Source organism: Paenarthrobacter sp. E2MeOHC11 (genome assembly GCF_058744955.1).
This window is the reverse complement of record NZ_CP196673.1, coordinates 4,387,069-4,398,884: the sequence shown is the minus strand read 5'-3', so window position 1 is coordinate 4,398,884 and position 11,816 is coordinate 4,387,069. Positions and strand designations below refer to the sequence as shown.

General features: G+C 61.9%; 11 protein-coding genes. 1 reads left to right on the top strand and 10 read right to left on the bottom strand.

Going from position 1 to position 11,816, the window contains the following annotated elements:
• Positions 1-13 precede the first annotated feature (13 nt).
• Entirely contained in the window at positions 14-1,306 is a 1,293-nt protein-coding gene (locus ACSSVG_RS20410) for a PrsW family intramembrane metalloprotease (RefSeq protein WP_231340025.1), read from the top strand.
• Between the two features lie 70 nt (positions 1,307-1,376).
• On the opposite strand, the gene nusB is transcribed toward ACSSVG_RS20410, so the two are convergent.
• The 10 genes from nusB to alaS form a co-directional block, all read right to left on the bottom strand.
• The gene (gene nusB / locus ACSSVG_RS20405; RefSeq protein ID WP_011774956.1) at positions 1,377-1,787 is read right to left on the bottom strand and encodes a transcription antitermination factor NusB; all 411 of its coding nucleotides are present in this window, start codon (positions 1,785-1,787) and stop codon (positions 1,377-1,379) included.
• Complete coding sequence (efp, locus tag ACSSVG_RS20400; protein WP_159699223.1) at positions 1,787-2,350, bottom strand: elongation factor P; 564 nt, start codon at positions 2,348-2,350, stop codon at positions 1,787-1,789. The genes nusB and efp overlap by 1 nt, the downstream gene beginning before the upstream one ends.
• Before the next feature lie 156 nt (positions 2,351-2,506).
• Positions 2,507-3,028, bottom strand: a complete 522-nt coding sequence (locus tag ACSSVG_RS20395) for a tetratricopeptide repeat protein (protein ID WP_253468297.1) — start codon at positions 3,026-3,028, stop codon at positions 2,507-2,509.
• Positions 3,025-4,116: a 3-dehydroquinate synthase gene (aroB, locus tag ACSSVG_RS20390; RefSeq protein WP_231340027.1), complete on the bottom strand. Its 1,092-nt coding sequence runs from the start codon at positions 4,114-4,116 to the stop codon at positions 3,025-3,027. Before aroB ends, ACSSVG_RS20395 begins: the two co-directional genes overlap by 4 nt.
• Positions 4,113-4,622: a shikimate kinase gene (locus ACSSVG_RS20385; RefSeq protein WP_492416008.1), complete on the bottom strand. Its 510-nt coding sequence runs from the start codon at positions 4,620-4,622 to the stop codon at positions 4,113-4,115. Before ACSSVG_RS20385 ends, aroB begins: the two co-directional genes overlap by 4 nt.
• Positions 4,623-4,678: 56 nt before the next feature.
• Positions 4,679-5,878, bottom strand: a complete 1,200-nt coding sequence (aroC, locus tag ACSSVG_RS20380; RefSeq protein WP_231340029.1) for a chorismate synthase — start codon at positions 5,876-5,878, stop codon at positions 4,679-4,681.
• Between the two features lie 26 nt (positions 5,879-5,904).
• Complete coding sequence (locus ACSSVG_RS20375) at positions 5,905-6,759, bottom strand: shikimate dehydrogenase (protein ID WP_492416006.1); 855 nt, start codon at positions 6,757-6,759, stop codon at positions 5,905-5,907.
• On the bottom strand, positions 6,756-8,444 hold the full coding sequence (mltG, locus tag ACSSVG_RS20370) for an endolytic transglycosylase MltG (protein WP_492416005.1): 1,689 nt from the start codon (positions 8,442-8,444) through the stop codon (positions 6,756-6,758). Before mltG ends, ACSSVG_RS20375 begins: the two co-directional genes overlap by 4 nt.
• On the bottom strand, positions 8,441-9,031 hold the full coding sequence (gene ruvX, locus ACSSVG_RS20365) for a Holliday junction resolvase RuvX (RefSeq protein WP_231340032.1): 591 nt from the start codon (positions 9,029-9,031) through the stop codon (positions 8,441-8,443). The genes mltG and ruvX overlap by 4 nt, the downstream gene beginning before the upstream one ends.
• 2 nt (positions 9,032-9,033) lie before the next feature.
• Positions 9,034-11,712 carry an alanine--tRNA ligase gene (gene alaS / locus ACSSVG_RS20360; protein WP_231340033.1) on the bottom strand — a complete coding sequence of 893 codons (2,679 nt, stop codon included), beginning with the start codon at positions 11,710-11,712 and terminating at the stop codon, positions 9,034-9,036.
• Positions 11,713-11,816: the final 104 nt, after the last annotated feature.

Sequence of the window (11,816 nt, the reverse complement as noted above, 5' to 3'; positions counted from 1 at the left end):
GCGGACGCCGGGCATGAGTTTAAGCTCACATTCCATGCCGTGGAATAGGCTCGTGTCCATGACCATGAACCCGAACGGGCAGCCTGGCGGACAACCCTATCCGCGGCCCTATCTGGAACCTGCGGCCAACCCCACATGGATTGGCCGCGTCCAACCAGGGAACTTCCAGCCTGCGCCGGGAAATCCGGCATCGCTCCCCCAGCAAACCTGGGCCATGCCACCAGCGCCTCGCGGCCGTTCGTTGGGCACACTGCCCTTGGTCATCACGGGCGCAGTACTGGCCCTTGCCAGTCTCCTGCTGGTGGTGCCGTTCCTTCTTGGCAACACTGGCGTCACCGGCTTTGTGGTTGGTTTTATTGCTTCCTTGATTCCCTTGTCGGTGGTTCTGCTGACAGTCCGCCTCATTGACCGTTGGGAGCCTGAACCGAAAAGGCTCCTGTGGTTCGCTTTCACGTGGGGTGCCGCTGTTTCCATCGCCGGGACGCTGCTCATCCAACCGCTCTTCGCCCTGGCCGCGCCAACCAGCAGCGAAGAAGCGTTCACCTACTTCATGGCAACCGTCCAAGCGCCCATCGTGGAGGAATTCACCAAGTCTCTGGGGTTGCTGGTCTTGATCCTGGCCGCACGGAAGTACTTCGACGGTCCGGTTGACGGTGTGGTGTTCGCGTTCACGATTGCCGCCGGTTTCGCCTTCACAGAGAACATCCTCTACTTCGGACGCGAAATTGCCTCGTCAACGGATCCTGGCACTGACCTGGTACGTATCTTCATCCTCCGCGGCGTCATGTCGCCCTTTGCTCATGCGGTCTTCACGGGAACAACCGGCTTGATCATGGGCTTCGCAGCCCGGAAATGGCACCCGGGTTATGCCGTTTTGGCGTTCTTCATCGGCTTGCTGCCCGCAATGTTCCTGCACAACCGCTGGAACAGCATGGGCCAGGACTTCCTGGTGGAGTACTTCGTAGTCCAGGTGCCGATTTTCCTGGTTGCCGCTGTGGGCATCATCCTTCTCCGTGTCGCCGAAGGAAAACTCACACGGCAACGGCTCATGGAGTATGCCCGGGCAGGGTGGTTCACCCCGGCCGAAGTGGAAATGCTGGCCACCGCGAAGGGTCGCAAACATGCCGTTCGCTGGGCATCCTCCCGCGGACGTGGGCCTCAGATGAAAGCCTTCATCAAAGGAGCCACCGCGTTGGCGTTCACCCGCCAACGGATACTTAGCGGCCGTGACGTCCATCTTCACCAGCACGATGAGCTTGAACATCTGCGCAGCATCCCTGGCCTCAGGGCCGCAGTTCTCCAGTAACGCAAAAAAGGACCCGCTTCCACAGTTTCCTGTGAAGCGGGTCCTTGTGCGTTCAAACCAGGCGATGTACCTACGCGAGAAGTGACGGCTTGAGCTTCTGCAGTCGGCCAAGGAGGCCATTGATGAACGCCGGGGACTCGTCCGTGGACATCGTCTTGGCGAGGGCAACGGCTTCGCTGACCGCCACGCCATCCGGAACCTCATCGTTGTAGAGGAGCTCCCAAGCGCCGATCCGAAGAATGATGCGGTCCACTGACGGCATGCGCTCCAACGTCCATCCCTGGGCGTACGTCTGCAGGAACTCATCGATGGTTGCCTGCATGGAAACAACGCCCTCAACGATTTCCACCGTGTAGGGGTTGATGACCAAGTCGGTTTTCTCCCGGCGCGCGGTCATGGCGTCGAAAGCCGAAACGGAGCGCTGCTCCGCCTCGAAGAGTACTTCAAGAGCCCTGCTACGGGCTTTACCGCGTGCGCTCACTAGTCGTTGACCCGACCCAGGTAGCTGCCATCGCGGGTGTCGACCTTGACCTTGGTGCCCTGCTCAACGAACAGCGGAACCTGGATCTCGTAGCCGGTTTCAACAGTGGCCGGCTTGGTGCCTGCCGAGGAGCGGTCGCCCTGAAGGCCCGGCTCCGTGTAGGTAATTTCGAGGACGACGCTCGGGGGCAGTTCGATGTACAGCGGGTTGCCCTCGTGGATGGCAATGTTGACCATCTGGTTTTCGAGCATGAAGTTGGTGGCGTCGCCGACAGTTGCACCGGTGACGGTGATCTGGTCGAAGTCCTGGGTGTCCATGAAGACGAAGTCTTCGCCATCCTGGTACAGGTACTGGTAGTCACGGCGGTCAACCGTTGCGGTTTCGATCTTCAGGCCGGCGTTGAAGGTCTTGTCGACCACCTTGCCGGACATGACGTTGCGCATCTTGGTACGGACGAACGCGCCGCCCTTGCCCGGCTTGACGTGCTGGAACTCGATGATGTTCCAGAGCTGGCCCTCGAGCTTCAGTACGGTCCCGTTCTTGATGTCGTTTGTGGTTGCCACTCGTATCCTCAGGTTTCTCTCACTGGTTCAAGCTGCCAGTTCGTCTATGCCAGGCAGGCATGCCAAACGGCCCGCCAGCGCGTATTTATCAAAAATCCAAGAACCATTCTACCGGCAAATGGGCCGTAGGCCTGCGAACGGGGATTTGACCAGCTTTCAGCAGGCAACTTCGAGTACGTTGCGGGCCCGCTGCAGGGCCACGGCTGATGAATAGATCAGCGCCGCATCGGCAGCCATGGATACCCTCAGGTCCAGCGCCCTGGAGAACTCCTCGGACGCTGCAAGGGCGTTGCCACTCACGAAATAAGCACGGCCCAGATACTGATGGACGATCGCTTCCTTGGAACTGCCCTGGACTTCGTGAAGCAACTGACGGAACAACTGCACAGCCCGGTCAAGGCGGTTGGTGGCCCGGTGGACCTCGGCCTCGAAGATCCTTAGGCGGAATGACTCAGGATCCTTGTAGCGGGCCTCAGCCAGCAGCTCGGCGGCTTCCTTCGGCTGGTTTTCAAGCAGCAAGGCCATGATGCGGTCAGCGGGATCTTCTGAAGCCGCAAGCGCAGACTCCATGACTTCCTCGTTGACGATCACGGGCAGCAGCGTATCCGGGTTCATTCGGACGCCCGGGAAGCCGGCGGTCGGCCAATCGCTGACGCCCTCACGGACTGCAGCGCTCATGATGCGATCTCCTGGTAGGCCGCAAACAGGAGTGAGGTGTCGGGAACCTCCAGGATGCCCGGCTTGGCCACGCCGTCGAGGACAACGAAGCGGAGAAGGTCGCCACGGGATTTCTTGTCCCGGCGCATGCCGTCCAGCAGGCCCTGCCAACGGTCCCGACGGTAGGTAGTAGGCAGCCCCAGGCTTTCCAGGATGGTGCGGTGACGATCTGCGTCGGTATCGGACAACCGGCCCACGCTGCGCGACAATTCCGCAGCGAACATCATGCCCACCGATACAGCGGCACCATGGCGCCATGAGTAGCGTTCCACCAACTCAATGGCGTGTCCCAAGGTGTGACCATAGTTCAGGATTTCCCGGAGGCCGGATTCCTTGAGGTCCTGGGAGACCACCTCCGCCTTCACCGAGATGGCACGTTCAATAAGTTCGCGGACGACATCCGAGCCGGCGTCCAGCACGGCGTCGGTGTTCTTTTCGACCAAGTCAAGGATCGCGGGATCGGCGATGAAGCCACACTTGATGACTTCCGCCATGCCCGAAATGAGCTCGTTCTTAGGCAATGTCTGGAGGGTGTCCAGATCCGCCAGGACGGCTGCGGGAGGGTGGAAGGAGCCGACCAGGTTCTTGCCCTCTGCAGTGTTGATGCCGGTCTTTCCGCCAACCGAAGCATCCACCATACCGAGCAGGCTGGTGGGCATGTGGATGACCTTGACGCCGCGAAGCCACGTAGCGGCCACGAAGCCGGCGAGGTCGGTGACAGCGCCACCACCGACAGCCACGATGGCATCGGAGCGCGTGAAATCATTCTGGCCGAGTACTTGCCAGCAGAAGGCAGCAACCTGAATGTGCTTGCCTTCCTCCGCATCCGGGATTTCGGCCGTGAGCGCGGTAAACCCGGCTGCTTCGAGCTCGTCGCGAACAGTATCCCCCGTCAGGCGAAGGGCGCGTGGGTGGATGACAAGAACCCGCCGGACCCGCTCACCAAGTTTCCCCGGCAGGGTCGCCAGGAGGCCGCGTCCCACCACGACATCGTAGTTTTCATTGACGGACTGGCCAGTCACCTTGATGACAGTTGCTTCGTTGCTCAATTTTCAACTTCCTCTTTCAAGGCTGCATGCTGGCGCAGCCGCTCCTCCACATGGAGGCCGATTTCCGCCACGGATCCGGAACGGACGTCCATGACGATGTCCGCGAGACGCTCGTAGACAGGACGCCTCGTGGCAAACAAGGCCTCCCACCGTGTCATCGCATCACCCTGCAGCAAAGGCCTGCCCGTGTTCCGCGCGATCCGGTCAGCAACTGTTTCCGCGTCACACTCCAGGTAGACCACTGTGCACTCCCCCAGTAATTGCTGGGTGCCGGAGTCAAGGACTGCACCCCCGCCCAGGGAAATGATGGCTGGTTGAACTTTGGCATTCTCAATGGACTTCGCCACCGCTCGCGCTTCTATCTCGCGGAAGGCGTGTTCACCGCGTCCAGCGAAAATATCGGCGATGCTGCCGTGGGCGGCAACCACCACCGCGTCAGTGTCCACAAACGGGAGGCCGAGCTGCTGGGCCAGCTGCTGGCCGATGGCCGACTTGCCGACAGCCATGGGCCCTACCAGGACAACGGGACGGCCGGGACAGCCATCCAGAACAGGGCGGACCACTACCGGCCGACCGAGTCCAGGGTGGCCGGGATGCTGTCGAGGTAGCTCTGCAGGTTTCGCTGTGTCTCGGCAACGGAGTCGCCACCGAATTTCTCGGCGACAGCCTCAGCCAGGACCAAGGCCACCATAGCCTCTGCGACGACGCCGGCCGCGGGCACCGCACAAACGTCCGAACGCTGGTGGTGGGCCTTGGCGGGCTCTCCCGTGCTGACATCAATGGTGCGCAGAGCGCGCGGAACGGTTGCGATCGGCTTCATGGCAGCGCGGACCCTCAGGACCTCACCGATGCTCATGCCGCCTTCAATACCACCAGCCCGGTTTGTCTGGCGGACGATCCTGCCGTTCTCGTCCTTAAGGATTTCATCGTGTGCGGCGGAACCACGGCGGGCAGCGGTAAGGAAACCGTCGCCGACCTCCACGCCCTTGATGGCCTGGATGCCCATCAGTGCTGCGGCAAGGCGCGAATCAAGGCGGCGGTCCCAGTGCACGTAGCTGCCCAGTCCCGGCGGCAGGCCGTAGGCGAGAACCTCAACCACTCCACCGAGGGTTTCGCCCTCTTTGTGAGCGGCATCCACCTCGGCTACCATCGCGTCCGAGGTTTCGCGGTCGAAGCAGCGCAGGGGATCTGCGTCAAGCGCCAGAACGTCCTGCGGCAACGGCAGCGGACGGCCTTCGGGCACGGCTACGCTGGCAATCGAAACAGTGTGGCTGACCAGCCCGATGCCCAGCTGCTTCAGGAATTGGGCGGCAACGGTACCCAGAGCCACGCGGGTGGCCGTTTCACGGGCGCTGGCGCGCTCAAGGACCGGACGGGCTTCGTCGAAGCCGTACTTCTGCATCCCCGTGAAGTCGGCGTGGCCCGGGCGCGGCCGGGTCAGTGGTGCATTGCGGGCTTGGTCGGCAAGGATTTCGGGGTCCACGGGATCCGCAGACATGATCTGCTCCCACTTGGGCCATTCGGTGTTGCCAACCTGGATGGCTACAGGACCACCCTGGGTCAGGCCATGACGGACGCCGCCCATGATGGTGACCTCGTCCTGCTCAAACTTCATGCGGGCACCACGTCCATACCCCAGGCGGCGACGCGCCAGGGCGTCACGAATCTGCGCGCTGGTGAGTTCAACACCGGCGGGCACGCCTTCAACAATTCCGATCAGAGCCGGACCATGGGATTCACCGGCAGTCAACCAACGCAACATATAACCAATCCTGCCATGTAAGGCCTCTAGAACACTCGCCGGGGAAGCCCGACTGAGTCGCACATCACATCTATGACGGCGGCATCCACGTCACAGCCGCTGAAGCGACTGATCTGTTCTGCCGCCTGATACAACAGCATCTCCAAACCCGGAACCACGGCTCCCCCATGGCCGTGCCATACCTGCGCAAGCTTGCTGGGCCAGGGATCATAAGCGACGTCCAGCAGAACACCGGCGCCCGTTCCCGGCAACGCTGCGAGCTCCTGCGCCAAAGAGTCTGCGGCTCGCGGTGGGAAGGTCGAAATCACCAGATCCGCGCCCGCAACGGCAGTGGCCGCTTCAGTCAAAGGCCGGATACTGACGGAGATTCCGACGGCGGCGGCCGCGGCTTCCGCGTCGCCGGCACGTCCTGGGTCGCGGACAAAAACGTCGACGTGGCTGCCACCCAGTTCCTTGACGGCGGCAACTGCGGCAGCCGAAGTGCCACCACCACCAAGGATTGCGGCTTGGGGAGTCGAAGCAACCCCCGCATACCGGACCGCTTCAACGATTCCGGCAACATCGGTGTTGTAGCCCACTCGACGTACCAACCCGCCGTCGTATTCGAAAACCACCGTGTTGATGACACCCAAGTGGGCGCCGGCACCGCGGACCTCGTCCACCTCTCCGACCATTGCTGACTTCAACGGCATGGTGACCGACAGGCCGCACCATGAGTCGTCACCACGGAGCGAGTCCATGAAGGACGGGAGGGCATCGACGGTGACGTCAATCGCCGAGTAGCCGATGTCCGCGCCGAGCTTGGCGTAGGCAGCCGTGTGCAATGCCGGGGATTTCGAATGCGAGATCGGATGCCCCAGGACGGCGGCCCGACGACTCACACACACCGTCCAGCGTTGGCCTGGCACCAGGCGTTGTACTGCTCAACGTAGGTGTTGTGCTCAGCCAAGGTCTTGGAGAACTTGGTCTCCTTGGTGTCCAGGTTGATGGTCACCCAGTAGAGGTAGTCATTCTGCGTGGGCTTGGCCGCAGCATCGATGGCGGTCTTGCCCGGCGAGCCGATCGGTCCAGCCGGAAGGCCGACGTTGGCATACGTGTTGTACGTATTGGACTTATCGGCCTTCTCTTCCTCAGTGAGGTGGAAGGACTTCTTGCCCAGGCCGTAGGTCACCGTGGCATCGGACTGGATCAGGCCGCTGGTTTCCACGTTGTTTGGCTTCAGCCGGTTATAGATGGCGCCGGCCACATTTCCGTAGTCGGCCTGCCCGCCCTCAGCCTGCACGATGCTGGCGATGGTCACGGCGTCATACTGCTTCGCTGGATCCGTGATTCCTTGGGACTTAAGTTCATCCAACGTAGTGGTGACCAGCTTCTGGATGATGTCCTTGGCCGGTGTGCCTAGCTCAAAGCGATACTCACCAGGGGCGAGGAAGCCTTCCAGGTTCTTGGCCTTGGAGGGGACGCCGAACTGTGCCGGCGCCTGGTTGAACCCGCTGAGTTCCTGCATTGAAATACCCGAGCCCTTGGAAATGGCTTCGAGGGACTCATTGATGCGGAGGCCGGCACTCAAGGCAAAATACATCACCTTCGAAGCGTCCTTGTTGACCAGGACGTCCACTGCATCTGAATTCTTCATCTCAGTACGGAAAGTGAACTCGCCCGGGGACAGCTCACCGCCGTCGTTAAGGAATTCCTTGACGAAAGCATCGGCGTCTGCCACCACTTTCTTCTCGACAAGTTCAACGCCCACTGCTTTCGGTCCGGAGCCCTCCGGAACCGTAATGGTGACCGATCCCGTTCCCGGACCCGGGTAGTCAGTGACCTTGTCCATGCCCAGCAAAGGCTTGAGGAACTGGGCGCCAATGGCAATTGCGGCTACGAAGACACCGAGCGTGATCAGGAGTGCGACGACTCGACGACGACGCCGGGCCTTCTTCGCGGCTGCTTTGGATGATGCAGTTTGCTCGACGGGCGCAATGAGGTCATGGTGATGCTCGTCGTGAAGGTGATCATCGGCATGGTGGTCGCCATGGTAATCGTCATGGGCTTCGAAGCCGTGGTGGGCATCGTGCTCAGCGAAGCCATGCAGGTGACCAGCGTCAACGGGGACCGGCTCGAGGTGTTCTGGATCTACGTGTTCTGGATCTACATGTTCAGTTTCTACATGTTCAGGGTCATGATGCCCGGCGATATCCTGTGAAGCTTCGCTTTCCTGGTGGACAACGTCCTGCGCCGGTTCAACATCCTGCACCGGTTCAACGTCATGTTCCGGTTCAGTGGGGTTCGACTCGACAGGCGCTGGAGCAGCAGGCTTGGCCACGGGTACTGGTGGAGCCACGGGCACCGGTGGAGCAACCGGTGCGGGAGGCACTGCGGGAACAGGACGGGGCAGCTCAGGCTCAACGTCCGATGGCGCGGAGGTCTCCCCCGGCGTCGCTTCGGGAACGGGTACGACGTTGTGGTTCTGCGTGGCGAGGAATCGTTCCCGCGCCCGCAGCTCTTTGCGGGTCAGCGGCATACCGCCGCCGGCGGTACCGCTGGAGGGGTCGTTGTTGACCGGGCTCACAGTTGCAGTCCCCTCGTAGAAGAATCGGGTTCATTGCCGGAGGCAGCCCGCAGCGTTGGGGCACTGCTGGGTTTTTCGGATTGCGCCGGTGCCTGCACTCGGCGGCCAACATCCGATCCTCTGGCTTTTTGCATGTCGATTGCGTGCTGAAGTATTCCAGCAGCGGCAACCTGATCAACCACTTTACGGTGGTTCTTGCTGCTCATGCCAGCTTGGTGGAGGTTGCGGTGTGCCGTCACAGTTGAAAGCCGCTCGTCCACGAGGTTCACGGGGATGTCCAAACCGGCCCGCACAAGCTCGTTTGCGAGGAGTTCGGCGTAGCCGCTGGCCATCTCAGCCGACGCTCGTTCCTCACCCTTCATGGTGCGTGGAAGGCCCACAAAGATCTGCACGGCGGGCAATTCCGCGGCAAGCCTGGCCACGACACGGACGTCGGAGTTCTTCTTGGCGTCCCGCGCGAGGGTTTTGAATGGTGTGGCTAATATTCCGTCGGGATCGCACTGGGACAGGCCCACCCGGACGGTACCGACGTCTACCCCCAGCTTGATGCCTTGGGGGTAGACGTCCTCGTGAGTACTTGCAGCCACCGTCAGCGCTTGGCTATCGCATCCACCACCGCTGTGAGGGCCTCAGAGACCTTCCCAGCGTCGGCGCCGCCGCCCTGGGCGACGTCATCCTTGCCGCCACCGCCGCCGCCAAGGATGCCTGCGGCCAGTCGGACCAGCGCTCCGGCCTTCACGCCGGCTTCGCGGGCCGCCTCATTGGTGGCGATGAGGATCACGGGACGGTCATTGCTGATGCCGGCCACGGCCACGGTGGCAGCTTCGGAGCCCAACCGGCTGCGAAGGTCCAAAGCGAGGTTCCGGAGATCGTCCGCTCCGCCAACCTGACCGGCGTCGTGGGCTACGACCCGTACGCCTGCGGCATCCTTGGCGGTGCCCACCAAAGTGGCCGCCGCAGCGGTCAACTGCTCCTTGCGAAGTCGGTCGAGTTCCTTCTCCGTGGCCTTCAACTTGCTCAGGGTGCTGGAGATGCGGTCCGCAAGCTGACCGGAAGGGACTTTCAAGAGCTCCGTGAGCTCTGTGACCAGTGCCCGCTCAGCGGCGAGGTGACGGAAGGCATCCAGGCCAACGAAGGCCTCAACGCGCCGGTTTCCCGAGCCAACAGACTGCTCGCCCAGCAGCGAAAGGCTACCGATCAGGGAGGTGTTGGAAACGTGCGTGCCACCACACAACTCACGGGACCAGGCGCCGTCGATCTCCACGACACGAACTTCGCTGCCGTAGTTTTCACCGAACAGCGCCATGGCACCCAGTGCCTTGGCTTCAGCGAGCCCCATCACCTTGGTGTCCACCCGGAAGTTATTCCGAATGGCAATGTTGGAGACCTCTTCGATTTCGGAGCGCGTGGCAGTGCTGAGGCCCTCCCCCCAGGCGAAGTCGAAGCGAAGGTATCCGGCCTTGTTGTAGGAACCGCGCTGGGTGGCTTCCGGGCCGAGGATCTGGTGCAGGGCGGCGTGCACGATGTGCGTTCCTGTGTGAGCCTGCTCGGCCGCATGCCGGCGTTCACGGTCGACGGCGGCGCGCACCAGCGCGTCAGAGGCAATCTCACCTTCCCGGACAATCGCCTTATGGACGCTGAGGCCCTTGATGGGACGCTGGACGTCCAAAACTTCCACCACGAAACCGTCGCCGGTGATGAGGCCGGTGTCAGCGGACTGGCCACCGGCTTCGGCGTAGAACGGGGTTTCGTTGAGGACCAGCTCAATCTCGTCGCCCGTGGAGGCATGCGCTACCGGCCGGCCACCGCTGACGATTCCACGGACCTTGGACTCGCCCTCAAGTTCTTCATAGCCCGTAAAGACGGTCTCGCCCTTGCCGAGGAGCTCCTGGTAGGCGCTGAGGTCGGCATGGCCACCCTTCTTGCCCTTGGCGTCGGCCTGCGCACGCTGGCGCTGCTCGAGCATGAGCGCGCGGAAGCCTGCCTCATCGACCTTGAGCCCGGCTTCTTCCGCCATTTCGAGGGTCAGGTCAATGGGGAAACCATAAGTGTCGTGAAGCGCGAAGGCGTCGGCACCGGACAACGGAACCCCGGCGGCCTTCGATTCGGCAACGGCATCCTCCAGGCGGGCCGTACCGGAAGCAATGGTGCGCAGGAACGCCTTTTCTTCGGCATAGGCGATGCGGCTGATGCGGGCGAAATCGGTCTCCACCACCGGGTACACGCCCTTCATTGCGTCACGTGAGGCGGGAAGAAGGTCCGGCAGGCAGGCTTTTTCGACGCCGAGCAGGCGCATGGCACGTACGGCACGGCGGATCAGGCGGCGCAACACATAGCCGCGGCCTTCGTTGGACGGTGAAACTCCATCAGCGATCAGCATCAGGGCAGATCGGATATGGTCACCCACGACGCGCATGCGGACATCGTCCGTGTGGTGCGGGTCTTCCGGGGACTCAGCCGAGGTGTACTCGCGGCCGGACAGTTCAGCGGCCTTGTCGATGACCGGACGAACCTGGTCGGTCTCATACATGTTCTCGACGCCCTGGAGGATCATCGCGAGGCGTTCCATGCCCAGGCCGGTGTCGATATTCTTCTGAGGCAGTTCCCCGACGATGTCGAAGTCAACCTTGGAGCGGACGTTCTCGATCTGGTACTGCATGAACACGAGGTTCCAGATCTCGATGTACCGGGTTTCGTCGGCCAAAGGGCCGCCTTCGATTCCGTAGGCTGGGCCACGGTCGTAGTAGATCTCGGAGCAGGGGCCCGCCGGGCCAGGCTGGCCGGTGGACCAGTAATTGTCTGCTTTGCCCATGCGCTGGATTCGCTCAGCAGGGATCCCGGTGTTCTTGAGCCACAGTTCTTTGGCTTCGTCGTCTTCTTCGTAGACGGTCACCCAAAGGCGCTCGGCGGGCAGGCCATAGCCGCCGTCGTCAACGCTCGTGGTGAGCAGCTCGAAGGCGAACTTGATGGCGTCTTCCTTGAAGTAGTCGCCAAAGGAGAAGTTTCCGCACATCTGGAAGAAAGTGCCGTGGCGGGCCGTCTTTCCCACTTCCTCGATGTCGCCGGTGCGGATGCACTTCTGGACGCTCGTGGCACGGCTGTAGGGGGGCTCTTCGCGCGCAGTCAGGTACGGAATGAACGGCACCATTCCGGCCACAGTGAAGAGAAGGGACGGGTCGCTGGAAACGAGCGACGCGGAGGGAACGGCGGTGTGACCCTTGCTGACAAAAAAGTCCACCCAGCGTTTGGTGATCTCCTGCGACTTCATTAGCTGATTTCTTACCCTTCTCAATTCACTGCACATAATGTGCGCGGTACCGGCTGGTGCCGTTCCGCAGTTTTCCATTCTGCCCTGTTGAGGGCGCGGGAGCG

Coding starts and splice junctions, on each gene's coding strand:
- ACSSVG_RS20410 (WP_231340025.1), top strand. CDS start 14: ATGAGTTTAAGCTCACATTCCATGCCGTGGAATAGGCTCGTGTCCATG.
- ACSSVG_RS20395 (WP_253468297.1), bottom strand. CDS start 3,028: ATGAGCGCTGCAGTCCGTGAGGGCGTCAGCGATTGGCCGACCGCCGGC.
- ACSSVG_RS20385 (WP_492416008.1), bottom strand. CDS start 4,622: ATGGCTGTCGGCAAGTCGGCCATCGGCCAGCAGCTGGCCCAGCAGCTC.
- aroC (WP_231340029.1), bottom strand. CDS start 5,878: ATGTTGCGTTGGTTGACTGCCGGTGAATCCCATGGTCCGGCTCTGATC.
- alaS (WP_231340033.1), bottom strand. CDS start 11,712: ATGAAGTCGCAGGAGATCACCAAACGCTGGGTGGACTTTTTTGTCAGC.